Below are 25185 nucleotides of genomic sequence, written 5' to 3'. Positions count from 1 at the left end.
ATCTTTTTCCATGCTCCGCCGCATATGCCTCTCGACGACCACCGCAACCGCCCTTGCCCTCACCCCAATCGCAAACGCCGCGGTTCCGGTGGTGGAGCAGGGAGCTCGTGTGGTCGTCGTCGATAAGGGCATGTGCACCATCGGGTTCAACGACCCCGACCAACGGATCAGTTACACCGCCGGGCACTGTGGCGAACACGGCAGCCGCGCTGCTGTGGGCCAGGCAAGCGGAACGTTCTACCCCTCCACTGCATTCGGTAGGTCTGCGACCGGCAACGACTGGGGGATCATCCGTTGGGACGACGGTGTCCAACTGGGTGCGAACACCATCACCACCGACGCCGTGGTGGACCTCGAGGACCTGCACCCCAACGACGAGGTCTGCCTGCTCAACGCAGGGGAGAAGCGGTGCGGCACCTTCGTTGACCGGCTGGGCAACAACGTCTACTTCGACAGCGAACTTGGCGTGAAAGGTGACTCCGGCGCACCCGTGTGGGCACCCGGCAGGGGACTGGTGGCGGTCTACTCAGGCGTGAGCACGGTGTCGAACGGGAAGGGCGAATCGTCCTCGCTCAACAGAGCTTCGAAACCAGTGAACGGGCCTGGCGTATCGGAGGCGCAGGAGATCGAGCTCATCAGCGCCACCAAGCCGATCAGCGCCCCAGTTGTCCACGGCACCGGCATCCCCGAGGCACCCGCGACCGATGTGGCTCCTACAGGTTCGAGCACTTCCCCAGAAGCCATCGCTGCGATTGTTGTGGCTGTCGCCGTTGTTGTGGGCCTGCTCATGCCGTTTTTTGGGCCTGTGTTGGAGCAGTTTGCCGTTTCCGTAGGTCTGCGCTGACGGATTGTGGCGGAATGTGTCAGGCGGCCTTTGAAGGTGCATAAAACGCCTGGTCGCAGCGTCGCAAAGAAAAGCCCTGACAGATTCTGCAAAATCTGTCAGGGCAATGGGTGGGACAAGCGCCACCGAAGCAACCAGCTACTTCAGCTCCATGAGCACGGCGCCCTTGGTCACCTGGCCGCCAGCTTCGGCGGCGAGGCCCGTGACGGTGCCGGCCTTGTGTGCCTTGACTGGGTTCTCCATCTTCATGGCCTCGAGGACCAGCAGGACATCGCCTTCAGCAACCTCGTCGCCTTCGGAGACGTTGACCTTGATCACGGAACCCTGCATGGGGGAGGCGACGGCGTCACCGGAGACAGCAGCCTTGCCTGCGCGGCGCTTCTTCGGCTTGCGCTTGGCGGGGCCTGCGGTGACGAGTTCCTCGGGTAGGGCGACTTCGACGCGGCGGCCGTCAATTTCAACGGCAAAGGTGCGACGGGTCGGCAGGTCGGTGTCGGCGTCGTCACCAGATGCATCGGCGCTGGACGCGGGCAGTTCGCCGTCCCACTCTTCCTCGATCCAGCGGGTGTACACGTCGAAGCCCTCTTCGGTGCCGACGAATGCCGGGTTGTCCAGGATGGCCTGGTGGAAGGGGATGACGGTGGGGAAGCCGGTGACCACGTATTCGCCGAGTGCGCGGCGGGCACGCTGGATGGCCTCTTGGCGGGTGGCGCCGTAGACGATCAGTTTCGCCAGCATGGAGTCGAACTGGCCGCCGATGACGGAGCCTGCGCGCACGCCGGAATCGACACGCACTCCGGGGCCGGTGGGCTCAGCGTATGCAACGACGGTGCCCGGTGCCGGCATGAAGTTTGCGGCGGCGTCTTCGCCGTTGATGCGGAACTCAATAGCGTGGCCACGCGGAGCCGGGTCTTCGGTCAGCTGCAGTTCCTCGCCGCGGGCGATACGGAACTGCTCGCGCACGAGGTCGATGCCGGCGGTGACCTCGGTGACGGGGTGTTCGACCTGCAGGCGGGTGTTGACCTCCAAAAACGAGATCAGCCCGTCAGAGCCCACGAGGTACTCCACGGTGCCGGCGCCGTAGTAACCTGCTTCGCGGCAGATGGCCTTGGCAGAGGAATGGATGCGCTCGCGCTGCTCGTCGGTGAGGAAGGGCGCTGGGGCTTCTTCGACAAGTTTTTGGAAGCGACGCTGCAGCGAGCAATCACGCGTACCGACGACCACAACGTTGCCGTGCTGATCAGCCAGCACCTGCGCCTCAACGTGGCGGGCCTTGTCCAGGTAGCGCTCCACGAAGCATTCGCCACGGCCGAAGGCTGCGGTGGCTTCGCGGGTGGCGGACTCAAACAGTTCCGGAATCTCTTCGCGGGTGTAGGCGACCTTCATGCCGCGACCGCCACCGCCGAAAGCTGCCTTGATGGCAACGGGCAGGCCGTGCTCGTCGGCAAACGCAACGACCTCGTCAGCGTTGGCCACGGGGTCCTTAGTGCCGGGCGCCATGGGGGCGTCGGCGGCTTCAGCGATGTGGCGGGCGGTGACCTTGTCACCGAGTGCCGCGATGGCCTCCGGCGACGGGCCGATCCAGGTCAGGCCAGCGTCGATGACCTTCTGCGCGAACTCGGCGTTCTCCGAGAGGAAGCCGTAGCCCGGGTGGATAGCGTCGGCGCCGGACTTCTGCGCGGCGTCGATGACCTTGTCCATGTCCAGGTAAGACTCGGCGGCGGTGGTGCCGCCGAGGGCGAAGGCTTCGTCGGCAAGAGCGACGAACGGCGCATCGACATCAGGGTCTGCATACACCGCGACCGACGCAACACCTTCGTCCTGGCACGCGCGGATGACGCGCACGGCAATCTCGCCGCGATTAGCGACGAGCACCTTGCTCAGGCTGCGGGGCAGATCAGTATTCGGTGCGGTGGTGGACACGAAGCAATCCCGTCCTTCAATCGGAAATACGAACCGTCAGAAAATCGGACAAATGTCGTTCTATGTTACAGCCCCACCACGGGAATCCCCTTTAGCCACGGGGACGCGGACCATGTTGCCCCACTCGGCCCAGGAACCGTCGTACAGCGCAACGTCCTCGAAACCGAGAATATTGTTCAGGACGTACCAGGTGTGCGACGCGCTTTCGCCCAACTGGCAGTACACCACTGTGCGCTTCTTCGGATCGAAATCCTTGTAGATCTCGCGGATGTCCTCCAACGGGCGGAAGCGCGCGTTCGGGTGCACGGAACGGCCCCACGGGACGCTAAACGCGCCCGGAATGTGGCCCTGGCGCAGCGTCGGTACTTGGGGTTGCACAGGGGCGGTGCCGTCGCCGCGGTAAGCGGGGGCTGGGCGGGCGTCGATAAGCTGCTCCGGCGGATTATCCAGCAGCTCGGAGGCGAAGGTGCGAACTGCGGTGTCCTTGCGCTCCACCACGGGGTAGTCAGACTCGGGGTAGGAGGGAACGACGAAGGACGTGTCGCGCTCCTCACCCATCCACGCGTCGCGTCCGCCATCGAGCAAGCGCACGTCGGGGTGGCCGAACAGCTCGAACACCCAGGCGGTGTAGGCAGCCCACCAGTTGGCGTGGTCGCCGTAGACCACCACCGTGTCGTCGCGGCTGATGCCGCGGGACCGCATGAGTTTGGCAAAGGCTTCGCCGTCGATGAAGTCGCGGTTGAGCTCGTCGTTAAGATCGCTCTTCCAGTCAATGCACACCGCGCCCGGAATGTGGCCGATGTCGTAGAGGAACGCATCCTCATCACTTTCGACAACCTTCAGACCATCCACGCCGAGCCGCGCCGAAAGCCACGCGGCGGTGACAAACTTCTCAGGATGTGCGTAGTCCTTGAACTGGGGATTGTCGTCGAGTTCGATACCCACGTCAGCTGCCTTTCGTCTCTGCGGCCCCCGCCGGAATAGGCGAGTGAACAATCACCGACAAGGATACAGGTAGTACCAGCAAATCCCGGCCGGAATCGGCGAGAAACCTCGCCTCGCCACAACAGGTGTGAACTTGCACACTATCAATTCTGCCGCCCTGTGTGGGTCGCTTTAAGCCGATAGAGTCAGAGACGGAACACGACGGCTACGGCTGAGATGTTTCGCGAGTTTTTACCTACCCCGCCGATGCATGCGCTGACCGCATTCACACGCTGCGGGACAACATCATGAAAGGGATCACCGTGCACAAGGCGATTGTTGTCTTCGAGGTTGAGGGCGGCTCCGACAAGTACATTGACGGCCACCGCAAGGACACCATGCCCATTGTCAACGCCATCAAGGAAAAGGGCTGGCACGCAGAGGTTGTCTACTTCCGTCCGGAGTGGGCCGACGACCTGTTCACGTACGTCTCCGAGAACTTCGACGGCTACATCTCGCGTGTGAACCCGGGCAACATCCCGGGCGGCGAAAAGGGCTACTTTGACCTGCTTACCCGCCTGTCCGAGGCCGGCCTGGTCGGCATGTCCACCCCGCAGGAGATGATCTCCTACGGTGCGAAGGATGCCCTGGTGAAGCTGAACAAGACCGACCTTGTGCCGGAAGATACCGCCGCGTACTACGAGGTTGAGGACTTCCACAACACCTTCCCGACCTCCCTGTCCTACGGCGAGCGCGTGCTCAAGCAGAACCGCGGCTCCACCGGCTCCGGCATCTGGCGCGTGCGCCTTGCCGACGAAGCCCTGGCCGACTCCGTCGAACCGGGCACCGCCCTGCCGCTGGACACCAAGCTCAAGTGCACCGAGGCCGTGGACAACCACACTGAGGAGCGCGAGCTCGGCGAGTTCATGGACTTCTGTGACCAGTACATCGAAGGCGACAACGGCATGCTCGTGGACATGCGCTTCATGCCGCGCATCGTCGAGGGTGAGATCCGCATTCTGCTGGTCGGCCCGCACCCGGTGTTCGTTGTGCACAAGAAGCCGGCTGAGGGCGGCGACGCGTTCTCCGCAACCTTGTTCTCCGGCGCGAAGTACACCTACCAGAAGCCGGAGGAGTGGCAGGAGCTCGTCGACATGTTCGCCGAGGCCCGCCCGGTCATCGCCGAGAACCTCGGTGGCGACAACATTCCGCTGATCTGGACCGCGGACTTCATGCTTGCCGATGACGACGAGACCGGGGAGGACACCTACGTCCTCGGCGAGATCAACTGCTCCTGCGTCGGCTTCACCTCGGAGCTCGACATGGGCATCCAGGAGATGGTGGCCGAGGAGGCCATCAAGCGCGTGGAGGCGAAGCACGCGTAAGCGCTGGCTTTTCGACGACACCAACGCCCCGGCCCGAAAATCCCGTGCCGGGGCTTCTTGTCTGTCGTGACCCGGTTTTCGCCGACCGGGAATGCGAATCGTCTAGTTGCATTTCGGAGCTGCTAGACGATCCGCATTTTATTGATATCTGTTTTCAATATCACCTGGGGAAATGCATCCCGGGACTCGTGATCGTCTAGTGCCCCCTCACAGGCAGCTAGACGATCTGCTTTTGACGCCTACCCCAGCAGCTCCTTTACGCTAGCCGGGTCGGCATCGGAGAGCATTTGGCGGCAGCGGTCGTACTCGGCGTCGTCGCCAATCGCCTTGGAGGTCAGCGCGAGCATCGCGATGGCTTTGAGCACACCGCGGTTCGGCTCGTGGGACGCCGGGACCGGACCCCAGCCCTTCCAACCGTTGGCGCGCAGGCGGTCCAGGGAGCGGTGGTAGCCGGTGCGGGCGTAGGCGTAAGCGATGAGTTTGTCGCCGGATTCGAGTTCACGCTCGGCGCGGGTGGCCCAGACGGCGGGGGAATCGGGGTGGGCGAGTGCGGTGTCGTCGGCAAGGAGGTCCTTGCCGGTGGCCGGGTCTGCGGGAAGTTCGATGGGCTTCGGTGCAAGCATGTCGTTGATTTCCATGCCCGCCAGGCTACCCACAACGTGCGCTACGCGGTCCAGAAGTCGGAGGCGTCCAGTCCGAAGCGGTACAGGCAGCGGCGCAAAAGTGGCATGGACAAGCCGATGACGCTGGTGGGGTCGCCGTCGATGGAGTCGATAAACCAGGAGCCGAGTGCCTCGAGCGTGAACGCGCCGGCGCACTGAAGCGGCTGGCCGGAACGGGCGTAGGCCTCAATATCGGCATCCGATACGTCACCGAAGCGGATGGCGGTGGTGACGGTATCCACGACCCACTCGCCGCCGAACCACACCGCATGCCCGGTGAGCAGGTGGGCTTCCTTGCCGCGCTGTGCTTTCCACCGGCGGATAGTTTCGTCGACGGTGTGGGGTTTGCCCAGCAAGGTGTCGTCGAGAAGCAGCATGCTGTCGCAGCCAACAACAACGTTGTCGGGGAATTCCGCAATTGCGGTCTCGGCTTTTGCGCGGGCGAGGGTGGCCACGGTGGTGGCGGGTGGGACGTCGCCAAGTACAGCGATCACCGCATCCTCATCGATGTGCGCGGGGCGCAGCACCGGGGTGACGCCGCCTTGTTCGAGCAGCATGCGTCGCGACGGCGACTGCGACGCCAACACCAACCGCATTAGAAATACGCCGCCGAATCGAACGCGTGCGGATTAAACGCAGTCGCCGGGTGGGACGCACCCCACATGTTGGCGTCCGGCTGCACCCCGGACTGCTTGCGTTCGCGCTGGAGCTGCAGCAACACCTCGGTCAGCGCCTGCAGTTCCGCCTCGGTGGGGTTGCCTTTAACTACCTGAATATCCACGTCAGCCTCCTTACAGCGGGATGTTGCCGTGCTTCTTCTGTGCCGGGTAGGTCACCTTGCGCTCAAGCAGGCGCAGACCCTCGAGGACGCGGGCGCGGGTGGTGGACGGTTCGATGACGGCGTCGACCATTCCGCGCTCGGTGGCCACGTACGGGTTGAGGTTGTCCGCGGCGTACTGCTCCTCGTCGGTGCCGATCGCCTCGGCGGCGGTGGTGGCGTCTGCCAGTGCGATCTGTGCGGTCGGCCAAGCGAACACCAGGTCCGCGCCCAGGCCCTTCGAGCCGAGCAGCGCGTACGACGGACCGAACGCCTTGCGGGTGACCACGGTGATCGTGCCCACCTGGGCCTCTGCAAACGCGTAGGCGAGTGCGGCGGCGGCTGCGGCGGACCCGGAGCGCTCCTCCTCGACCGACGGGAGGAAGCCGGGGGAGTCCACGAACTGCACGATCGGCAGGTTAAACGCGTCGCAGGTGCGGATGAAGCGTGCGGCCTTGCGTGCGGCGTCGCGGGTCAGGCAGCCAGCCAAAACACTCGGCTGCGTTGCGACGACACCAACCGCGCGCCCGCCCACGTGCGCAAAACCGGTGACCACGGAACCTGCGAAGCCAGCGGAGAGTTCCAGAACGTCGCCGTCGGTGACCGAAGCCAGGATGTCGGTGACGTCGTAGGGCTGGTTGTCGTCGTCAGGCATGAATGTGTCGAGGTCGGCCTCCGTCGCAGGGGCCTCGGCGTTGTCCGCGCCCAGCGGGGACGCGGCCTTGTTGTTCAGCGGCAGGTAGCTGACCACGGTACGGGCCAGGTCCACCGCTTCCGTATCGGTCGCGGCGACGAGCTGCGCCAGGCCAGTCTTCGCGGCGTGGACGGCGGTGCCGCCAAGCTCATCGGAAGTCGTTTCGGCGCCGGAGACCTTGCTCACGATGTCCGCCGTGGTCACGTGCAGGGACGCGCCCTCGGCCATGACGGTGATGTCCGCCATCGGGACCGTGGTGGCAGCGAGCGAGGCGACATCCCCGGCCACGACCGCGATCTGCGGAATCAAACCCGACGCACGGGTTGCCGCGCGCAGGATCTGTGCCTGCAGATGCGCGGTGACAATACCTTCCTTCCAACGCGGGCCAGTCGAGTCATAAATACCGATCAGCGGCACGCCGGTCTTGGTTGCCAAGTCGTAGATCTTGAGGATCTTCTCGCAGTACACCTCACCGACCTGGCCGTCGAAAATCGTCGGGTCTTGGGAGAAGACGCAGACACGACGGCCGTCGATCAGCCCGTAGCCCGTAATCACACCGTCGGTGGAAGGCTTGGACTTGTCCATCTTGTATGCCTCGACGCGGTGCTTGGCCAGGGCGTCGGTCTCCACGAACGTGCCGTCGTCGAGAAGCGAAAGCACGCGCTCACGAGCAGTGGTGCCGCCAGCCTCATGGACAGCATCGATCGCGTCCTGACCGACCGGTGCCTGCGCCTCATCCAGGCGATTGCGCAGATCCTGAATGCGGCCAGCCGTCGTGGTCATGTCGGGTTTAGATGAACTCATAACGCCCCAGTCTAGATTCCGAGATTGTTCCTGCCACATTGCCTATCGACGGCGCGTCGCCAGACGTTTCGCAGCGTAGGTGTAACCGGGGTGCCGGGTTGGGGTGTGCTTCCGGGGGCTTGCGAGGGCGAGGGTGAGGAAACGGGAACACTAATTGCTGAGAAGCGCGAGAGGCATAACGATCACACCGTCAGGTCGTACATAAGCCTGTTTCCCCGTGGTAAGGACCATGAGGTTGGTAACACGGTCTGGAATGCGGTCGCGCAACCATAGGAGGTGTCGGACGTCGGCGTCATCGATATGAGGCTTCAGCTTGACTTCCACCCCGAGCACCTCCCGCTCAGCGCCCTCAATGATGAAGTCGACTTCTCGCTCTCCCGCGTTGGACCTGAGGTGGTAGACCTTGGCCCTGTTTGCTTGGGCCAGTACACGCAGGGTGAGCGCACACAGAGACTCGAAAAGCGGCCCGAACATGTGCGCAGCACGGTTACTCAAGAGGCCAGATGGGGATATTCCAAGAAGCCTGGCAGCGAGTGCAGGGTCAGCCAAGTGATGCTTTGGGCCTTGCTGCAGGCGTTTGAACTCATTGTTTTCTGGAACCCAACCAGGAACTGGATCAAGCAGCCAAATCTTTGCAAGGTGCTCACGATATGCGAGTGTGGTCTTCTGATTTGGTTGTTCAGTCTGACCGCCGGTGGTCGCATCAAGCAGCCTGGAGTAAGCGGTGGTAGTGGCTGTTGCAGCAGCGTATGCGCGCAACCAGCTTCGAAGCGATTCCGGCCGTCTCACCTCGTATCCTGCATCGGGAATATCACGATCGATGATTCGCTCAATGTAGGAATCCAGCAGTGTGACCTGGATGAGCGGATTCGCGGAAGCGATGGCGGGGAATCCGCTTCCGGTGATGAGGCGTGCGTAGTCGTCGAGCCTACAGTCAGAAGAACCAGATACATCGGTGTTTCCGGCCAAGATCCCGGCGAAGCTGCATGTGGGGTTGGCGACGCCGCGTTCATGAACTGCCATTGGTCGCATTCTCAATGAGACGATGCGTCCGGCCCCAGAGTGTGAGCCCTTCGGGTCAACTGGGGTAGCAGAGCCGGTGAGGAGGAAGCGCCCGGGCCCAGCGCCCTGATCTACTTGACGGCGGACAGAATCCCAGATCTGGGGAAGATGCTGCCACTCATCTAGTAGAAGAGTTCCATCTGGTGCGGAGGAGAGCGAGAAATCTGCCTCGGCAACGTTCCTCATATCGGGATCGTCGAGATACCAAGCAGCGTCGGCTCGGCGCCTTGCAGTGTCGGTCTTGCCCACACCTTTTGGTCCGTCAATTGCGATTGCGGGCAGGTGAGGCATAAGGAGATCAAGCTCGTCATCAAGCGTGCGCCGAAGATATGACATACGGGTAGTGTACAGCATGAATAGTTCCTACTACCCGTTTTTCAGAAGGACTACTACCGGATTTTCAGGACTCCTACTACCTGATTTTCAGAAATGGGATGCCTCTCCGGAGAAGCGTGCTACCCGACGTTTTTCGACGACGGGCCGTGGTTCGCGAGGGCCCGCGAGCGCGCCCCACCTTCCCACCCCAACACCCCGCCGCCTACTACGCTCGTGACCATGAGTGTCAAGGACGTGCAGGCAATTCAGGACAAGGTGGCCGGATACTGGACTGACGTGCGGTGGGTCGAGTCCACCGGGTCGACGAACGCGGACCTGCTCAAGGACGGTTCCGCGCCGGGCACGGTGCTCATCGCAGACGAGCAAACCGCTGGCAAGGGCCGCTTGGGCCGCCATTGGGTGTCGCCGAAGGGCTCGCAGTTGGCCATGAGCATGGTCATCGACGTGACCGATACCCCGCCGCCGTTCGGGTTGCTGTCTATCGCGCCGGGTGTGGCGGTGACGGATGTGGTGCCGCAGGCGCAGTTGAAGTGGCCGAACGATGTGCAGATTTGCGGCAAGAAGATCGCTGGCATCCTCTCGGCGTTGGATATGCCGCGGGTGATTGTGGGCATCGGCATTAACGTCGCTATGCGTCCGGAGGATCTGCCTGTGGAGACCGCCACCGCCTTGAACCTTGAGGGCATTGACGTGGATTTCGACGAGTTCACCGCCGACATCCTCGCCGCGATGGGTCGTCGTTTGAAGCAGTGGCAGGAGCGCGACCCGCAGTTGTTGGAGGATTACCGCAAGGTCTGTTCGACCATCGGCCAGCAGGTTCGCCTGGAGTTACGCGAGGGGGAGGAGACGGTGCGCGGCCTGGTCACGGGCATTAATGATGAGGGCGAGGTGCTTATCGACGACACCCCGTTCTCCGTCGGCGATGTCCACCACCTCCGCCCGACCCAGTAGGCGTGCAGTAACCTAGCCGGTCATGGCTAACAAAGCGGTGTTTCGTGTCGGCGAGGACGAGGTGGTCCTCGCCGATGTGTGTGCGCCGCTTTCTTCGTTGACGTTCCCGTTGCTGGAGTTGGTGGCGCTCACCGGTGTTGCCTGGATGGCGATCGGCTGGATGGACGTCACCCCGCATATCGATCCGGGGATGCGCAACATTGTGGTGCTGATCTGGGCGATTCTTGCGCTGTGGCGGTTTGTGTTGCCGTTGGTGTCGTCGCGACGCAGGCGCTTCGTGGTCACTGACAAGCGCGTCCTCGCAAGGGGGCGGCGTGGCGCGGTGGATTCGATCCCGTTGCGCCAGATCCATTCGGTGCGGCGGGAGCGCGGGGGCTTGTGGATCGCGCTGTACGGCTACGCCCAGCCGGTGCGGTTTGACCGGGTGGGTAAGACGCGCGCGGTGGAGAAAGTGCTGCAGGCGCAGCTGCGCAGCTAGTCCTTGACTTCCGTGGTGTGGAGCTGCTCGTCGAGGTCCTCAGGTGAGAGGTGCCCGCCGAGGAATTCGGCGGTGACGGGCAGGTGCAGTTCCATGTCGGTGCCGGGGCACAGTTCGATGACGGCGTCGTCGACGGTGTAGTCGAGAACGTGGCCGCCGCGCGTGTGGTCGTCGTCAATGAAATGCACGTGGCAGCCGGGCACACCGATGCCTTTGGCGTACATGGGTGTGCGGAATCCGCCGATGACGCCTTCGACGTCGGTGAAGATGTGTTCGGCGTCGTCGGAGACCGCCTCGGACATTGGGGGATAGGGCTTTTCTTGTTTGGTCACGGTGCGTACGCGGACTTCTTTGAATCGGCCGGTGATTTTGACGGCGGTGAAGAAGTTGTGGCTGGGTTCGGCGTCGTCGATAAATTTGGCGAGTTCGGCGCGGACCATGCCGGCGGGTGCGTCGAAACGTAGGCGGGGTACGAAGTTGGTCACCACGGTAAATGGGGTGCGTTGGTCGAGGTCAGCGACGCGGGCTTTGCCGTCGGAGGTGAGTTGGTGGCATACGCCGTCGAGGATGAGCATTTCGCCGTCGAGGGCGTCGAAGGTGCCGAGGCCGAAGTTGCCTTTGCTCAGGATGTCGCTGATGGTGAGCTCGCCGTCGTAGATGCCGTCGAGAAGTGCGGTCATCAGAGAGTTTTGGAAAATGGTGTGGCGGGCGATGGTTTCCGACATGGCTGCGATGCTAGTCGGTTGGCCGACTACAGTGTGGGGCGTGAGTAACGCGTATGGGATGCCTGTTGTCGCCGTGCTTGGCGACGGCCAATTGGCACGAATGATGCAAACAGAAGCTATCGAGCTCGGCGTGGACACTCGCGTGCTCGCGTCGAGTAAGGACAAGTCGGCGGCGCAAGTCTTCGGTGATGTCCGCATCGGCGACTACACCAACCTTGAGGATCTGCGCGCGATCGTCGAGGGCGCGGACGCGGTCACGTTTGATCACGAGCATGTGCCGAACGAGTACGCGCAATTGCTTATCGACGACGGCGTCGCCGTCGAACCGCGCCCCGAAGCCCTCATCTACGCCCAGGACAAACTCGAGCAGCGCCGCCGCCTCGCTGAGGCGGGCCTGCCGGTGCCGCCGTTCGCAGCGATCACGTCGGCTGCGGACGCGGAGGCGTTCTGGGACGAGACCGACGGTCAGGTGTGTCTGAAGGCGACGCGGGGTGGGTATGACGGGCATGGGGTGTGGTTCCCGTCGTCGAGAAGCGAATGCGCGGAACTCGTGGAGCAGCTTTTGAGCCGCGACCTGCCGCTGATGGCAGAGAAGAAGGTCGCCTTCACGCGTGAGTTGTCCGCCATGGTGGCGCGCAACCGTTCCGGCGATGTGCGTGCGTGGCCGGTGGTGGAATCGCGCCAGGACGACGGCATTTGCCGCGTGGCCATCGCGCCCGCACCGAACATGTCGGACGAGCAGGCCAAGCATTGCGAAGACCTCGCCGTGCGTGTCGCCGAAGGCTTGGGTGTGACCGGCGTGCTGGCGGTGGAACTGTTCGAGTATGAGGGGCCGAACGGCCCGGAGGTGGCCGTCAACGAGTTGGCCATGCGCCCGCACAACACTGGCCACTGGACCCAGGACGGCTGCCTGACCTCCCAGTTTGAGCAGCACATCCGTGCTGTGTTGGACTGGCCGCTCGGTGCCGTGGACACGCTTGCGCCGGCGACCGTCATGGTGAACACGCTTGGCGGCGACGAGGATCCGGACACTCCGATGGCCGAGCGCGTCGTCGCGGTGATGCGCAAGTACCCGCAGGCCAAGGTGCACCTCTACGGCAAGGATCACCGTCCGGGCCGCAAGATGGGCCACGTCAACGTGTGCGCAGACACCGTCGAGGAAGCCCTTGCGATTGCCGAGGACGCCGCGCACTACATCATCCACGCAACCTGGAAGGACTAAGCAGATGGCACAGCCGCAAGTTGGCATCATCATGGGCTCGGACTCGGACTGGGACACCGTTGCCCCGGCCGCCGAGGTACTCGCCGAGTTTGGCATCCCGTTCGAGGTCGGCGTGGTGTCCGCGCACCGCACCCCGGACAAGATGCTCGCCTACGCCAAGGAGGCACACACCCGTGACCTGCAGGTGATCATCGCCTGCGCTGGCGGTGCCGCACACCTGCCGGGCATGGTCGCCGCGGCCACGCCGCTGCCGGTCATCGGTATCCCGCGCGCGCTGGACACACTCGACGGTATGGATTCGCTGCTGTCCATCGTGCAGATGCCGGGTGGTGTTCCGGTGGCCACAGTCTCCATCGGTGGTGCGAAGAACGCCGGCCTGCTCGCCGCCCGCATCCTGGGTGCCGCCGACCCGGCCGTGCAGCGCAAGATGGTGGACTACCAGGAACGCATGGCAGCCGAGGTGGAACGCAAGGACGAGGCGCTGCGTCAGCGCCTGATGGGTGAGTAACCCAATCGTTGTGTTGGGCGCCCGGATTGTGGACGGGCGCCCTTCTCGCATGCTCGAGCACCGTCTGCACAAGGCGCTCGAGGTATGGCGTGCGAATCCGGCACCGATCGTGGTGTCCGGTGACGGAGAGGCCGACATCATGGCCGCCTGGCTCACCGCCCACGGTGTGCCTGCTCAGGCGGTGGTGCTCGAGCCGCATGCGCGGTCCACGAACGAAAACCTGGAACGTTCCCGCGCGCTGTTCCCCGACGCGTCGTACCTCACCGTAGTGACCAGCGGTTTCCACGTCCCCCGTACCCGCGTGTGGGCGTGGCACCTGGGCATCCCGGTGCGCATGGTCGCTGCGACGACGCCTGAAACCTCGCGGAAGAAAAACTACGCGCGCGAAGTGTTTGCCGTGCCGCACTCCATCACGCGCGTTGCTTGGCGACGACTCGCCCGCCGCCTCTTCGGCCGCTGAGCCATGCAACACGTGCCGGGCGGCGTCGGCCAGCACGGCGGCGCCGGGACTAGCGGGGGAGGCCCGGCAGGTTGATGCCGAAGTGTGGGCCAGCAAAGTACAGGCCTGCTGCGCCGAGGGTGGCGATGATCGCAGCCGCACCGACCAGCAGCGCGACGAAGCGCCCTGCGTTATCCACTTCGTCCTGGGTGTACTCGGAGCTACCCGGGCCGGTGGCCATCTTCTTGTCTTTCGGAGTGGTGTTTGTGTTCTCGGTTTCGGTCTGAGCCGTGGTCTCAGCCTGGGCCGGGGCGACAGTTGCGGTGGCGAGGCTGACGGTCAGTGCGGGGGCGAGAGCCAGCGCACCAGCGCGGCGGATCAGCGTGCGGGACATGCCGGATTCCCTTCATCAATGCGGGTAGTGTCCGGCACAGCTTAGCCCAGGAGTGCAGGGGTAACAGTTATGACTACTGGATACGCCGCGTGACGTTCTCAGCGGCGGAGATCTCCTGGAGCCGTTCATCGGATACCGAACCCGTGACGACGACCACGGATCCACCAGCGGCCAGCGGTACCATCACCGACATCGTGAAGTCATCGGTGCCACGCCAATCTTGGGCGAGGTAGCGTTCGGCCTCAACGCCTGGCTGGGCGAAGGTGGACAGGTCTGGGCTGTTGCCGAAGTAGTCGTCGCCGTAGAAGCGCACGGTGGGGCCGAAGTCCACGGTGCCGGGCGGAATGGTGCCGCCGGCTTCCTCGACGCCGCGGCCGAACGGGTCGTCGGAGACCAGAACGCACTCGGCGGCATCGGTCCAGGCGTCGGCGCGTTCCGGGGTGGTGAAGACGATATCCGGGGAGGTTGGGTGGTCGTCGATAAGCGGAGTGCGCGACGAGTTCAACGTGCCCACCGCAATCACCGCAGCCTGCCAGGAGACGGGCAGGTCGATGACGATGCTCGCGTCGAGGGGGAGGTCGAATTCCTCGTCGAGCATGTTGGCTACTTTGCTGGCCCAGTTGTCCAGCGTTTGGGCGGAGAAATCCATGCGTAATCCCCGCGCATCGTCGTAAATGGTGAAGCGCGGGGATGCGGGATCTGCGGCGAGAAGTGGGGCGAGCATGCTCATGCTCGCCCAGTGTAGGCACTACAGGAAGATGGCAGCGCCGGGGCCGAGCGGCAGGTCGAAGATGTACCAGATGAACAGCAGGGTAGCCCAGGACACCCAGAACGGAACCACGAACACGATCAGGCGCGACATCAGCGTGCCCAGGCCAGCATTGGGCTCGTATCGACGAAGCAACGTCAGGATCACGATGATGTACGGGTTCAGCGGGGTGATGATCTGGGTGGCGGAATCGCCGACACGGAACGCGGCCTGCGTGAAGGCTGGCTCGAAGCCGATCAGGGCGAACATTGGGACGAACACGGCCGCCATCAGGGTCCACATCGCGGAGCCGGAAATAACCAACAGGTTCAGGCACGACGCCAGGATGATGAACGCGAGGATGGCCGCGAAGCCGGTGATGCCAGCCGCCTCGAGCATCTCTGCGCCCTTGACGGCGGAGAAGGTGCCGATGCCGGACCAACTAAACAGGGAAATGAACTGGCCGAGGATGAACGCGAGAACCAGGAAGCCGAGCATGTCGCCCATCGCCTTGGTCATCATGTCCACGATGTCCTTGATGTTCTTCACCGTGCCGGCGACCTTGCCGTAGACGATGCCGAGGACCATGAAGTAGGTGAAGACGATGAACACGATCGACTGCAGCAGCGGGGACTTCGGCAGGAAGCCACCTTCTTCGTTGCGCCACGGGGAATCCGGGATGAGTACTGCGAACAGGATGATTGCCGTGACGATAAGCGTGGCGACGCCCGCCCACATCAGGCCGCGGCGTTCCGGCTTGGTCAGTTCGACGGAGATCTCGTTGCCGTCGGTGTCGCGGTTCATGCCGTCGTCGCCCTCGACCATCTCCTGGGGGACGTCGAGTTTGTGCATGCGAGGCTCGAGGATCCTATCGATGATGAAGCCACACACCAGGCCCAGGATGATAGAGGCGGCGATGTTGAAGTAGTAGTTGGACACCGGGTTGACCTCGGTGGCGTCCATGCTCGGCAGGGTTTCCATCACGGCGTTGGTGATGCCGGCGAACAGGGCGTCCAGCGACGTCGGCACCAGTGCGGTGGAGTAGCCAGCGCCGACGGCGGCGAAGCCACCGAGCAGGCCTGCGACCGGGTGGCGGCCAGCGGCCTTGAACACCATCGCGGCCAGCGGCGGGATGACCACGAACGCGGCGTCCGCCATGATCGAGCCGGTCACGCCAATGATGCCAACCGCGTACGGCAGAACCGAGCGGTTAGCGGAGCCGAAGAGCTTGCGGATGAGCGCGGAGAGCATGCCGGAGCGCTCGGAAACGCCCACGGCGAGCATGATCGGCAGGACCGTGACCAGTGGCGGGAAGCCGAGGTAGTTCTGGCCGAGGGTGGTGGTGAACCAGGCCAGGCCCTCACCAGTGAAGAAGCCCTTGATCTTCACACTTTCGTCCTCGCCGGGCACGGCGACCTCGGCACCGAAGTACGCCATCACGGTGGAGATGACCGCGGTGATGAGGAACAGGATGAGGAAGAGCGTGAAAGGCTCTGGAAGTTTGTTGCCGACAGCCTCGATGGTGCCGAGCACTCGGTCCATCGCGGTTTTCTTCTGCGGTGGGCTGCTGTCGGCGGAGCGCTCGAGCTCGGCGCTCCCTGTGGCTTTTCGCGTACTCATGCGTATATGTTGTACCAGTCACATTAATTCTGCGCTAGGGTTTTGTAGAAACGTAATCCGATCGACGGAGAGTGAGCGGACCGTGAGCGAAACGCATCCCAACCGCCCGACCAGCCCAACCCCACCGAACCCTGCCTTCCTGCAACGCATGGACGCAGTGGTGCGAGATGAGATCGCCGCTGCGTCGCCGCAGTTCCCGGTTGAGCCGGGCTATCCGGAGCGTGACGCGGTGTGGGGGAAGGTCGAGCGCAACGTCGAAGCCGTCCGGGCCGACCTGGAACACATCATGCGTGACCTGCACGCGAACCCGGAGGAGGCGTTTCAGGAATTCCATGCGCAGGCTGTGATTGCGAAGGTGCTTGAGGGGCAGGGGTTCGTCGTCAAGCAAGGGGCGCATGGCGTGGAAACAGCGCTGCGTGCGGAGTGGCAAAGCGACGATTTTGACCCGAGCACACATCCGACGGTGGCGGTGATGTCTGAATACGACGCGCTGCCGGGTATTGGACATGCGTGCGGGCACAACGTGATCGCTGCATCCGGGGTGGGTGGTTTCCTCGGTGCGGTAGGTTCGGGTTCGGGCCGCATCGTGTTTCTTGGCACCCCGGCGGAGGAGGGCCACACCGGCAAGGAGTACATGATCCGCGGCGGCATGCTCGACGGCGTGGATTGTGCGGTGATGATCCACCCGTTCTGCTACGACCTGGTGTCGCACGCGTGGACGGGGCGCCGCTCGCTTACCGCAACGTTTACCGGCGTTGCCGCGCACGCGTCGATGCAGCCGTACATGGGGCGCAATGCGCTAGATGCTGCGACGCTTGCGTACCAAGCCATGGGGTTGTTGCGCCAGCAGATGCCGCCGTCGGATCGCCTACACGCGATCATTTCGGACGGTGGTGCGAGGGCATCGATCATTCCGGAGACGGCCACGCTGAGCCTCTACGTGCGTTCGCTGTACACCGAAACACTCATGGATTTGAGCAAGCGTATCGACGACATCCTTACCGGCGCCGCCCTCATGACCGGCACCGGCGTGGATGTGCAGTGGGATAACCACCCCATGTCGCTTCCTGTCCGCAACAACGAAACCTTGGCGGCGCGCTGGGGAGCGACCCAGCAGGCGCGGGGTAGGGAAGTGTTGCCGGGTGGGATCTTGCCGGACTCGCAGGCGGCGTCGACAGATTTTGGCAACGTCTCGCAGCTCGTTCCGGGAATCCACCCGCTGGTCAAGATTGCGCCGGAGGGCACGGCGCTACACACGACCAAGTTCGCCGATGCGGCGATCACCCCGGCCGCGATGGACGGTGTGATCGACTCCGCAGTGGGGCTCGGCCAGGTCATCGCTGACGTACTCAATGACCCGGTGCTGTTGCAGCGCGCTCGCGAGGAGTTCGAAGCGGCGGGCGGGGCGATCTCCGTGGAGGCGCTGCTAGATGAGGCCTAGATGACGCGTAACTGACGCCTGAATGGCGTGCTACAGGAAGATGACAGCACCCGGGCCGAGCGGCAGGTCGAAGGTGTACCAAATGAACAGCATTGCCATCCAGAAGATCCAGAACGGAACCGTGAACATGATCAGGCGCGACATGAGCGTGCCCACGCCAGCCTTCGGTTCGTAGCGGCGCAGCTGCGTCAGGATCACGATGATGTACGGGTTCAGCGGGGTGATGATCTGGGTGGCGGAATCGCCGACGCGGAACGCTGCCTGGATGAAGGCCGGGTCGAAACCGATCAGGGCGAACATGGGCACGAACACGGCTGCCATCAGGGTCCACAGCGCGGAGCCGGAGATGATCAGCAGGTTCAGGCACGACGCCAACACGGCGAACGCGAAGATGGCGGCGAAACCGGTGATGCCTGCGGACTCGAGCGCGTTGGCTCCCTTCACGGCGGTGAAGGTGCCGATGCCAGACCAGTTAAACAGGGCGATGAACTGGCCCAGGATGAACGCGAGGATGAGGAAGTTCACCATGTCCTTCATGGCGCCAGCCATCATGTCTGCGACATCGGGTACGCGTTTGATCGTGCCCGCAACCATGCCGAAGACTAGGCCCATGACTACGAAGTAGAGCACCACGATGAACACTGTGGACTGCATCAAGGGCGAGTCCGGCAGGAAGTTGCCTTCCTCGTTGCGCCACGGAGAGTTCGGGATGAGGACGACGATCGTGCACACCACGGTCAGCAGCAGGGTGGCCCACAGAGTGGCGCGCAGACCGCGGGATTCGGCGTCGGTGAGATCTGCGGAGATTTCCTTGCCGTCGCGGTCGCGGGTCATGCCGTCATCGCCGGCAACCATCGTGTCGGGGACGCCAAGCTTGTTTAAGCGGGGCTCGAGGACCTTGTCGATGATGAAGCCGGCCAGAAGTCCCAGCACGATCGCGGAGACAAGGTTGAACCAGTAGTTAGAGACCACGGTGACCTCAGGGGCGTCGAGGCTTGGTAGCGCCTCCATCACGGAATTCGTGATGCCAGCGAACAGCGCATCGAGTGAGCCCGGCAACAGCGACGTGGCGTACCCCGCGCCCACGGACGCGAAGCCACCGAGCAGACCCGCCACCGGGTGACGGCCAGCAGCCTGGAACACCATGGCAGCAAGTGGCGGGATGACGATGAACGCCGGGTCGGCGATCAGCGAACCGGACACACCAATCAGACCGACCGCATACGGCAGCACCGAGGTATTCGCGGAAGAGAACAGCCGGCGGATCAGCGCCGACAACATGCCCGAGCGCTCCGCGATACCGACCGCCAAAATGATCGGCAGCACGTACACCAACGGCGGGAAGCCAACGTAGTTCTTGCCCAAGTTCACGGTGAACCAGGCAAGGCCTTCCCTGGTGAAGAAGCCCTTGATGGGGCGGATCTCGTCGTCGCCAGGCACCTGCACTTGCAACCCAGCCCAGGCCATCACTGTGGAAATGACCGCGGTGATCAGGAAGAGCAACAGGAAGAGCGTGAACGGTTCCGGAAGTTTGTTACCTACCCGCTCAATAAAAGAGAGGAGCCGGTCTACGGCTCCTCTTGGTGTCTGATCTCGTTCGGTCCCATCGTCCGGTCCCGGGTCGGGAACCGTGCCTGATGTGGCCTCCTGAGGTGCTACCGAAGTGGAGCCCTGGGCGGCGTGGTGGACAGAATGATTCTTTGCAATGTTCATGCAAAGAGGTTTTACCTGTCGCCGATTCGAATTTCAGGCGATTGGGGGATATTAATTCACGCAGCGCGGGCTGTCCTCGCCAGCTGAGAGCTCAGGGGCAGGCTCGTTGGCACCGAAATCCTCACCTGGCGTGCCCACAGGAGCGACCTGTTCCGCCTCATCAGCATCCATCGCGCCGGGCCCGTTGTAGTCGTCCGCGATGACGGCAATGACCGTGTTCGGCTCCACGCTGGCGTTGGCCACGACGGGCACTCCGCCGAGCAGCTGGGCCAGCTCCTGGGCGGCCGGGTTGTTCTCGTCTGCGGCAAGCACTTGGGTAGCTGTGTAGAGGCCTTCCATGGCGTTGGACACGCTTGTCACCGTCAGGCCGTCGCCGTTGAGTATCTCAGCAACACGCCCAGCCTGTCCGGGGACGCTGCCGGCGTTGAGCACGACTGCTTCGTAGCCGTTGAACGCCTCGCGTGGGGCGCTGGTGGCGGAGTCCGAACCGTCAGAACCCTCAGCGCCGTCCGTGTTGTCCTCCTCAGGCTTAATCGCTTCTGCCATGAACTTCTGCACCTGCGGTAGATCCACGGTGACGATGGACTCGCCATAGTCACCGACACCATTGACGGAGGTCACAGGGATGGTGGTGAAGGTGACGTTGCCACCAGCCAGGCCGGAAAGTTGCTGGGCCAAGCCCACAATGTCCCAACCCTTATCCAGTGTCACGGAGCGTTCCGCAGCGTTAGACAGTTCGCGCAGTTTCGCCGGGTTGGTCAGGGTGCCTGCGGAAAGCATCGACTGTACGAGCGAAGCCATGTAGGCCTGCTGGCGCACGATGCGGTCTAGGTCGCCGCGCGGCAGGTCGTGGCGTTGGCGCACAAACGACAGGGCTTGCGCACCGTCGAGGGTCTGCTCGCCGGCGGGGAACTTCGCGCCGGAAAGTGGCTCGTCCACGGGATTATTCAGGCACACTTTGACGCCGCCGACAGCGTCGGTGAGCAGCACGAAGCCAAGGAGACCGACCTGGGCGAAGTGGTCGACTTCGACACCGGTGAGGTCCGCTACGGCGTCGATCAGTCCCTCTTGTCCTGCGCGAGCAACCTGCTGTTCGAGCGCCGGGCCTTCGCTCATGCCGGATTCGATCAGTTCTTCGCGTTTTGCGGCAGCGTGTGCGCCGTAGACGCCATTGATTTTCAGGTTGCCGTAGTCGTCCGTATGCACATAGGTATCGCGTGGGATGGACACTGCGGTCGCGCGTGAGCCGTCCTCCGGGATGCGGATAACCATGATGGTGTCGGTATTGATCTCACCGTCCGCGATACCGGCGTTCAGACGGGAAAGTTCCTGCTCACTTAAGGGGTTGCCCTGCGCGTCCGTGCGCGAATCGGAGCCCACCAGCAGGATGTCCATTGCGCCGTCCAGGGCGTTGCCGTCTTTGCCTTTGCTTTGCGACGACACCTTTAAGTCCGACGCGCTCAACTGCCCGCCAAGCCGCCCAACGGCGAAATACCCGACGCCCGACAGGGCGATCGCGGCGGCGGAGACAATGGCAAGGGTGGTTCGCAGTGCGGGGTGGCCAGATTGCGAAACATCCCGCACCCGGGACGGGGCAGGTTTGATATCGCGGGCTTGCCGCCTGGGCTCAGTCACGCCGGGAATTATACGACATTCCCCGGCTCGCCCTGTGCCGTGCGCCGGAATTGGAGGTCATGGTGGGTATGCTGTCCAACATTGTGAAAGACACAGAGCATCATCCTGACGCTCATCAGGCGCCACTCGCGGTGATCACCGTGACGTATTCGCCTGGGGAGCACTTGGCGCAGCTCATCGCCTCCTTGGAGAAGGCGACGACGCGCCCCGTTGTGCTGCTTTGCGCCGACAACGGCTCCAAGGACGGCGTGCCGCAGCAGGCCGCACGCGAGCACGAGCACGTGGAGTTTTTCCCCACTGGTGGAAACATCGGTTACGGAGCCGCGATTAATGCGGCTGCTCGGCAGTTGGGGGATCGTCGAAAAACAGGTGCGGTGCGCGGCGACTACTTCCTTATTGTGAACCCCGACGTGGAGTTCACCCCGGGGAGCATCGACGAGTTGATCCACTGCGCCGACGACGCGCCGAAGGCAGGAGCTGCCGGGCCCAGGATTGAAGAGGCAGACGGCTCCGCATACCCCAGCGCGCGCGAGGTGCCCAGCCTGGTCATGGGGATCGGGCACGCGCTGCTGTACGACTACTGGCCGTCCAACCCGTTTTCCCGCGCGTACCAAGCCGGGGCGAATATGGAGGTGCAACGCACAGCAGGCTGGCTGTCCGGCGCGTGCCTCCTTGTGCGGTGGGATGCGTTTGACCAGATCGGCGGGTTCGACGAGCGCTACTTCATGTACCTGGAAGACATCGACTTCGGGGACCGTCTTACCCGTGCAGGCTGGGACAATTTGTACTGCCCGAGTTCCGTGATCTTGCACGATCAGGGCCATGTTGCGGACCGACACAGGGGAGTTACGGTGCCTGCGCACCACGCCTCGGCGTATCGGTTCCAGCGCGACCGCCATCCGCATGCGTGGCAAGCGCCCATCCGCTGGGCGTTGTGGCTCGGCCTCCGAGTGAGGGGTGCGCTGCAGTTGGGTAGGGCGAAACCTGCACACAGGGCTGGCACCGGCCGTGGGGAAGTGAACTGACAACAAGATGAAGGATCTAGCAATGGCTCAGACAGCCTCCACCGAAATCGCCGAGTCTGCTGAAATTGCAGAAATCACAGAAATGGATGCGGTGATTCTTGTCGGCGGGCGTGGCACACGCCTGCGTCCGCTGACTGTCTCTACACCCAAGCCGATGTTGCCGACGGCAGGTTTCCCGTTCTTGGCACATCTGCTTGCCCGCATCCGTGAGGCTGGCATGCGTCACGTGGTGCTGGGGACGTCCTATAAGGCAGAGGTGTTTGAGGAGTACTTCGGCGACGGTTCCGAGTTCGGTCTAGAGATCGAATACGTCGTGGAGGAAGAAGCGCTTGGCACCGGCGGTGGCATCCGCAACGTCTACGAGAAGCTCCGCTACGACAACGTGATGGTCTTCAACGGTGATGTGCTTTCTGGCGCGGACCTGTCGGCGATTGCGCACACGCACGTGGATAAGGACGCGGATGTCACGCTGCACCTGGTGCGGGTGCCGGATCCGCGCGCGTTCGGCTCGGTGCCGACGGATGAGGACGGCAACGTGCTGGCCTTTTTGGAAAAGACCGAGGATCCGCCGACCGACCAGATCAACGCCGGTTGCTACGTGTTTAAGCGTTCGGTGATCGAGCAGATCCCGGCAGGACGTGTGGTTTCCGTAGAGCGCGAAACCTTCCCGGGCCTGCTTGAGCAGGGTGCGAAGGTCGTCGGCCATGTGGATTCGTCGTACTGGCGCGACATGGGCCGCCCGGACGATTTCGTCCAGGGTTCCTCGGATGTGGTGCGCGGCATTGCGTACTCGCCGCTGTTGAAGGGGCGTACGGGCGAATCTGTGGTGGATCCGTCTGCCGGTGTTGCGCACGGCGTGATTCTGATGGGCGGCACAACGGTTGGCCGTGGTTGTGAGATTGGGGCGGGCTCGCGTATCGACGACTCTGTGATCTTCGATGGCGTGACCATCGAGCCTGGCGCAATGGTGCGCAATTCCATCATTGCTGCCGGAGCCACGATTGGAGCGAATGCGCGCTTGGTTGATTGTGTGATCGGTGAAGGCGCCCAGATTGGTGCGCGCTGCGAGCTGCAGGGTGGCATGCGTGTGTGGCCGGGTGTTGTGATCCCAGATTCGGGAGTGCGTTTCTCCCCAGACGCGTAACCGACACGCCAACACGGCCAAATAGTCGCGCTTTTTAGTCCCGACACTACATGTAGTACCCCCGAAGTCCACCCCCATTGCAGCTATACTGTGACAGTTGTGACTGGTGTGAAAGTTGACGTGGGGAATGTCTAAAAAAGGCGCGCTCGGCTCACATTTTGGTTGCGACTATTTAGTGCCTCGGTGTGTAATCACAGAAGTGTTATTTCCGCATCCGCAACCAGCGGGTGCATCACTCTTCGAACGACCACCGAAAAGATCAACTAAGCAACAGGGAAGGTAATGGCGTGGAAAATCAAGCGGACGCCATCCTCCGCGGCGCTGCTGCGGGAGGGATGACCCTCGACGAGTTGTTTGGCGCTGTCGAGCAGGAGTGGCAGGACCAGGCGCTGTGTGCGCAGACTGACCCCGAGGCCTTCTTTCCTGAAAAAGGCGGCTCAACTCGTGAGGCCAAACGAATCTGCAAGGCATGCGCAGTGCGCGATGAGTGCCTCGAGTACGCACTCGAGCACGATGAGCGCTTCGGTATTTGGGGTGGGCTGTCCGATCGTGAGCGTCGCCGTCTGAAGAAGCAGATCGGCTAACAACTCCCAAGATCTACAGGGTGGATCTACCAGGGAAAATCGGGATTCACAGTGCGTGGATCCAAATTTAAATAGTTTGCTACCAGCGCGGTGAGCACCCACGTGAGCAACTCTGCACGCTCCTGGGTGGTCACCGCGCGGTGTTCTATCGGCATGCGAAACACGACAAAGCGCGCGCGGGTGGGGTTACCGTGCTGATCCACGCCTGCCTGGAGCACCCGCCCGAGAGGGACCGGGCCGTCGGCGATGATCTCGTCCGGCAAGATCGTCATATCTGCGTGCAGGCGCATGCGTGGGATCGTGTCCACCGCCAGATCCACGCTTGCCAGCTGCTCAAAGTACGCGTTGTGGAGCGGGGCGTAGGCCTCCATGACAAGTGCGTCGAATGCGTCGTTGCGCGAGCGATAGCGGGGCACCCCAACGGGCAGGAGCGGGCCACGGGCACCTCGCCCGTGGCGGTCGCGTGCGGCGCGGACGTGCGAGGGGCCGACGCCGGGCCTGGAAGGGGTTTGCATGACGGCAATCCTAAGGTGGAAACAGGCAGGTGTGGAGGGGGCGCGCCGCGCCGCAGTACAAAAACCTCAAGAAGGGGTTTAGACTGTCCGCCGTGAATGTCTTCCGTCGTTGTTGTCGCCCGGGTTGCGGCAGGCCCGCTGTGGCCACGCTGATTTACGCGTACGCGGACTCGACGGCAGTGATCGGTCCGCTCGCCCCGGTAGCAGATCCGCATGCGTGGGACTTGTGTGAGCGCCATTCCGCCCATATCACCGCGCCCGTTGGTTGGGAAATGGTCCGTGTAGAGCACGTCGAGTTAGAAGGCGATGAGGATGACGATCCGGAAGCCTCCGACATCACCGCCTTGGCCGAGGCCGTGCGTGAGGCGGGTCGACTGACCACTGGTTTGGTCGATTCTTCGCAGGACCCAATCGAGTACGAGGCCTCGCACGACTTCAACGACCCGGATACCTCGAACCACCCGGTGCATCGCACGAAGCGGGTGGAAGAGCAGATTGCTGCGCATAAGGCGGCGCGCCGTTCGCATTTGCGCATCGTGCCGGATCCTTCGGCTGAGCAGGAATAGCGAAACCACAGCAGCCGGGGAGGGGT

26 protein-coding genes are annotated in these 25185 nt (G+C 63.2%); 12 read left to right on the top strand and 14 right to left on the bottom strand.

Translation table 11 applies throughout. The annotated features are described in order from the left end of the window. The first annotated feature begins 10 nt into the window (after positions 1–10). Positions 11–844 carry a chymotrypsin family serine protease gene (locus HMPREF2690_RS08625; protein WP_070820675.1) on the top strand — a complete coding sequence of 278 codons (834 nt, stop codon included), beginning with the start codon at positions 11–13 and terminating at the stop codon, positions 842–844. 138 nt (positions 845–982) lie between these two features. Here HMPREF2690_RS08625 and HMPREF2690_RS08620 read toward each other — a convergent pair whose 3' ends face one another. Continuing rightward, positions 983–2767: an acetyl-CoA carboxylase biotin carboxylase subunit gene (locus HMPREF2690_RS08620; RefSeq protein ID WP_246819535.1), complete on the bottom strand. Its 1785-nt coding sequence runs from the start codon at positions 2765–2767 to the stop codon at positions 983–985. A gap of 60 nt (positions 2768–2827) precedes the next feature. After that, positions 2828–3712, bottom strand: a complete 885-nt coding sequence (locus tag HMPREF2690_RS08615; RefSeq protein WP_070820674.1) for a sulfurtransferase — start codon at positions 3710–3712, stop codon at positions 2828–2830. 302 nt (positions 3713–4014) lie between these two features. Between HMPREF2690_RS08615 and HMPREF2690_RS08610 the strand changes: the two genes are divergently transcribed. Beyond that, positions 4015–5076, top strand: a complete 1062-nt coding sequence (locus HMPREF2690_RS08610) for a Cj0069 family protein (protein WP_070422883.1) — start codon at positions 4015–4017, stop codon at positions 5074–5076. Positions 5077–5315: 239 nt separating this feature from the next. Here HMPREF2690_RS08610 and HMPREF2690_RS08605 read toward each other — a convergent pair whose 3' ends face one another. The 5 genes from HMPREF2690_RS08605 to HMPREF2690_RS08585 form a co-directional block, all read right to left on the bottom strand. Beyond that, entirely contained in the window at positions 5316–5714 is a 399-nt protein-coding gene (locus HMPREF2690_RS08605) for a DUF3151 domain-containing protein (protein WP_070449528.1), read from the bottom strand. A 26-nt stretch (positions 5715–5740) separates the two neighbouring features. Next, positions 5741–6334, bottom strand: a complete 594-nt coding sequence (locus tag HMPREF2690_RS08600; RefSeq protein WP_070820673.1) for a Maf family protein — start codon at positions 6332–6334, stop codon at positions 5741–5743. Beyond that, complete coding sequence (locus HMPREF2690_RS08595; RefSeq protein WP_070422838.1) at positions 6334–6519, bottom strand: acyl-CoA carboxylase subunit epsilon; 186 nt, start codon at positions 6517–6519, stop codon at positions 6334–6336. The genes HMPREF2690_RS08600 and HMPREF2690_RS08595 overlap by 1 nt, the downstream gene beginning before the upstream one ends. 10 nt (positions 6520–6529) lie before the next feature. Further along, positions 6530–8053 carry an acyl-CoA carboxylase subunit beta gene (locus HMPREF2690_RS08590; protein ID WP_070820672.1) on the bottom strand — a complete coding sequence of 508 codons (1524 nt, stop codon included), beginning with the start codon at positions 8051–8053 and terminating at the stop codon, positions 6530–6532. Between the two features lie 150 nt (positions 8054–8203). Next, entirely contained in the window at positions 8204–9469 is a 1266-nt protein-coding gene (locus tag HMPREF2690_RS08585) for an ATP-binding protein (protein WP_246815293.1), read from the bottom strand. A 201-nt stretch (positions 9470–9670) separates the two neighbouring features. On the opposite strand from HMPREF2690_RS08585, the gene HMPREF2690_RS08580 reads away from it, so the two are divergent. Continuing rightward, entirely contained in the window at positions 9671–10402 is a 732-nt protein-coding gene (locus tag HMPREF2690_RS08580) for a biotin--[acetyl-CoA-carboxylase] ligase (protein WP_070815642.1), read from the top strand. 22 nt (positions 10403–10424) lie between these two features. Continuing rightward, positions 10425–10880 carry a hypothetical protein gene (locus HMPREF2690_RS08575; RefSeq protein WP_070820671.1) on the top strand — a complete coding sequence of 152 codons (456 nt, stop codon included), beginning with the start codon at positions 10425–10427 and terminating at the stop codon, positions 10878–10880. On the opposite strand, the gene budA is transcribed toward HMPREF2690_RS08575, so the two are convergent. Next, positions 10877–11605, bottom strand: a complete 729-nt coding sequence (gene budA / locus HMPREF2690_RS08570; protein WP_070422841.1) for an acetolactate decarboxylase — start codon at positions 11603–11605, stop codon at positions 10877–10879. The two genes, HMPREF2690_RS08575 and budA, sit on opposite strands and share 4 nt — an antisense overlap. A gap of 58 nt (positions 11606–11663) precedes the next feature. Between budA and HMPREF2690_RS08565 the strand changes: the two genes are divergently transcribed. Genes HMPREF2690_RS08565 through HMPREF2690_RS08555 form a run of 3 tightly spaced genes read left to right on the top strand, consistent with a single transcriptional unit; the run spans position 11664 to position 13795 of the window. Next, complete coding sequence (locus HMPREF2690_RS08565) at positions 11664–12827, top strand: 5-(carboxyamino)imidazole ribonucleotide synthase (protein ID WP_083291902.1); 1164 nt, start codon at positions 11664–11666, stop codon at positions 12825–12827. A gap of 4 nt (positions 12828–12831) precedes the next feature. Continuing rightward, positions 12832–13335: a 5-(carboxyamino)imidazole ribonucleotide mutase gene (gene purE / locus HMPREF2690_RS08560; protein ID WP_070820670.1), complete on the top strand. Its 504-nt coding sequence runs from the start codon at positions 12832–12834 to the stop codon at positions 13333–13335. Beyond that, entirely contained in the window at positions 13328–13795 is a 468-nt protein-coding gene (locus tag HMPREF2690_RS08555; protein ID WP_083279476.1) for a YdcF family protein, read from the top strand. The genes purE and HMPREF2690_RS08555 overlap by 8 nt, the downstream gene beginning before the upstream one ends. A 49-nt stretch (positions 13796–13844) precedes the next feature. Here the strand turns inward: HMPREF2690_RS08555 and HMPREF2690_RS08550 are convergent, their stop codons facing one another. The 3 genes from HMPREF2690_RS08550 to HMPREF2690_RS08540 all read right to left on the bottom strand — a co-directional run bounded on the left by HMPREF2690_RS08550 (position 13845) and on the right by HMPREF2690_RS08540 (position 16458). Continuing rightward, entirely contained in the window at positions 13845–14168 is a 324-nt protein-coding gene (locus tag HMPREF2690_RS08550) for a hypothetical protein (protein ID WP_070815558.1), read from the bottom strand. 73 nt (positions 14169–14241) lie between these two features. Beyond that, the gene (locus tag HMPREF2690_RS08545; RefSeq protein ID WP_070820669.1) at positions 14242–14898 is read right to left on the bottom strand and encodes a TIGR03089 family protein; all 657 of its coding nucleotides are present in this window, start codon (positions 14896–14898) and stop codon (positions 14242–14244) included. A gap of 18 nt (positions 14899–14916) precedes the next feature. Next, positions 14917–16458: an AbgT family transporter gene (locus HMPREF2690_RS08540; protein ID WP_083316854.1), complete on the bottom strand. Its 1542-nt coding sequence runs from the start codon at positions 16456–16458 to the stop codon at positions 14917–14919. A 226-nt stretch (positions 16459–16684) separates the two neighbouring features. Between HMPREF2690_RS08540 and HMPREF2690_RS08535 the strand changes: the two genes are divergently transcribed. Beyond that, positions 16685–17977, top strand: a complete 1293-nt coding sequence (locus tag HMPREF2690_RS08535) for a M20 family metallopeptidase (RefSeq protein ID WP_070422846.1) — start codon at positions 16685–16687, stop codon at positions 17975–17977. 30 nt (positions 17978–18007) lie between these two features. Here HMPREF2690_RS08535 and HMPREF2690_RS08530 read toward each other — a convergent pair whose 3' ends face one another. Beyond that, complete coding sequence (locus HMPREF2690_RS08530; RefSeq protein WP_083320357.1) at positions 18008–19690, bottom strand: AbgT family transporter; 1683 nt, start codon at positions 19688–19690, stop codon at positions 18008–18010. Positions 19691–19741: 51 nt separating this feature from the next. Beyond that, on the bottom strand, positions 19742–21325 hold the full coding sequence (locus HMPREF2690_RS08525) for an LCP family protein (protein WP_083320356.1): 1584 nt from the start codon (positions 21323–21325) through the stop codon (positions 19742–19744). 68 nt (positions 21326–21393) lie between these two features. Here HMPREF2690_RS08525 and HMPREF2690_RS08520 point away from each other — a divergent pair, with 68 nt between their 5' ends. The 3 genes from HMPREF2690_RS08520 to HMPREF2690_RS08510 all read left to right on the top strand — a co-directional run bounded on the left by HMPREF2690_RS08520 (position 21394) and on the right by HMPREF2690_RS08510 (position 24078). Then, positions 21394–22350 carry a glycosyltransferase family 2 protein gene (locus HMPREF2690_RS08520; protein ID WP_070820762.1) on the top strand — a complete coding sequence of 319 codons (957 nt, stop codon included), beginning with the start codon at positions 21394–21396 and terminating at the stop codon, positions 22348–22350. Positions 22351–22432: 82 nt separating this feature from the next. Then, positions 22433–23494, top strand: coding sequence for a mannose-1-phosphate guanylyltransferase (locus HMPREF2690_RS08515; RefSeq protein ID WP_070422892.1), 1062 nt, complete (start codon positions 22433–22435; stop codon positions 23492–23494). Between the two features lie 335 nt (positions 23495–23829). Beyond that, the gene (locus HMPREF2690_RS08510) at positions 23830–24078 is read left to right on the top strand and encodes a WhiB family transcriptional regulator (RefSeq protein ID WP_171194374.1); all 249 of its coding nucleotides are present in this window, start codon (positions 23830–23832) and stop codon (positions 24076–24078) included. A gap of 26 nt (positions 24079–24104) precedes the next feature. Here the strand turns inward: HMPREF2690_RS08510 and HMPREF2690_RS08505 are convergent, their stop codons facing one another. Then, positions 24105–24593, bottom strand: a complete 489-nt coding sequence (locus HMPREF2690_RS08505; protein ID WP_070422848.1) for a metallopeptidase family protein — start codon at positions 24591–24593, stop codon at positions 24105–24107. A gap of 92 nt (positions 24594–24685) precedes the next feature. On the opposite strand from HMPREF2690_RS08505, the gene HMPREF2690_RS08500 reads away from it, so the two are divergent. Further along, positions 24686–25159 (top strand): DUF3499 domain-containing protein, encoded by a 474-nt coding sequence (locus tag HMPREF2690_RS08500; protein WP_083279486.1) that lies wholly within the window; start codon positions 24686–24688, stop codon positions 25157–25159. Positions 25160–25185 lie beyond the last annotated feature (26 nt).

The organism is Corynebacterium sp. HMSC034E11 (assembly GCF_001835905.1).
GTDB classification, from domain to species: domain Bacteria; phylum Actinomycetota; class Actinomycetes; order Mycobacteriales; family Mycobacteriaceae; genus Corynebacterium; species Corynebacterium coyleae.
This window is presented reverse-complemented; position numbering and strand designations above follow the sequence as displayed.

Bases quoted from the DNA above. Each gene is read 5' to 3' on its own strand.
- HMPREF2690_RS08625 (WP_070820675.1), top strand. From the start codon at position 11: ATGCTCCGCCGCATATGCCTCTCGACGACCACCGCAACCGCCCTTGCC.
- HMPREF2690_RS08605 (WP_070449528.1), bottom strand. From the start codon at position 5,714: ATGGAAATCAACGACATGCTTGCACCGAAGCCCATCGAACTTCCCGCA.
- HMPREF2690_RS08600 (WP_070820673.1), bottom strand. From the start codon at position 6,334: ATGCGGTTGGTGTTGGCGTCGCAGTCGCCGTCGCGACGCATGCTGCTC.
- HMPREF2690_RS08590 (WP_070820672.1), bottom strand. From the start codon at position 8,053: ATGAGTTCATCTAAACCCGACATGACCACGACGGCTGGCCGCATTCAG.
- HMPREF2690_RS08585 (WP_246815293.1), bottom strand. From the start codon at position 9,469: ATGCTGTACACTACCCGTATGTCATATCTTCGGCGCACGCTTGATGAC.
- HMPREF2690_RS08580 (WP_070815642.1), top strand. From the start codon at position 9,671: ATGAGTGTCAAGGACGTGCAGGCAATTCAGGACAAGGTGGCCGGATAC.
- HMPREF2690_RS08575 (WP_070820671.1), top strand. From the start codon at position 10,425: ATGGCTAACAAAGCGGTGTTTCGTGTCGGCGAGGACGAGGTGGTCCTC.
- budA (WP_070422841.1), bottom strand. From the start codon at position 11,605: ATGTCGGAAACCATCGCCCGCCACACCATTTTCCAAAACTCTCTGATG.
- HMPREF2690_RS08565 (WP_083291902.1), top strand. From the start codon at position 11,664: ATGCCTGTTGTCGCCGTGCTTGGCGACGGCCAATTGGCACGAATGATG.
- purE (WP_070820670.1), top strand. From the start codon at position 12,832: ATGGCACAGCCGCAAGTTGGCATCATCATGGGCTCGGACTCGGACTGG.
- HMPREF2690_RS08550 (WP_070815558.1), bottom strand. From the start codon at position 14,168: ATGTCCCGCACGCTGATCCGCCGCGCTGGTGCGCTGGCTCTCGCCCCC.
- HMPREF2690_RS08545 (WP_070820669.1), bottom strand. From the start codon at position 14,898: ATGAGCATGCTCGCCCCACTTCTCGCCGCAGATCCCGCATCCCCGCGC.
- HMPREF2690_RS08540 (WP_083316854.1), bottom strand. From the start codon at position 16,458: ATGGACCGAGTGCTCGGCACCATCGAGGCTGTCGGCAACAAACTTCCA.
- HMPREF2690_RS08535 (WP_070422846.1), top strand. From the start codon at position 16,685: ATGGACGCAGTGGTGCGAGATGAGATCGCCGCTGCGTCGCCGCAGTTC.
- HMPREF2690_RS08530 (WP_083320357.1), bottom strand. From the start codon at position 19,690: ATGAACATTGCAAAGAATCATTCTGTCCACCACGCCGCCCAGGGCTCC.
- HMPREF2690_RS08520 (WP_070820762.1), top strand. From the start codon at position 21,394: ATGCTGTCCAACATTGTGAAAGACACAGAGCATCATCCTGACGCTCAT.
- HMPREF2690_RS08515 (WP_070422892.1), top strand. From the start codon at position 22,433: ATGGATGCGGTGATTCTTGTCGGCGGGCGTGGCACACGCCTGCGTCCG.
- HMPREF2690_RS08510 (WP_171194374.1), top strand. From the start codon at position 23,830: ATGACCCTCGACGAGTTGTTTGGCGCTGTCGAGCAGGAGTGGCAGGAC.
- HMPREF2690_RS08505 (WP_070422848.1), bottom strand. From the start codon at position 24,593: ATGCAAACCCCTTCCAGGCCCGGCGTCGGCCCCTCGCACGTCCGCGCC.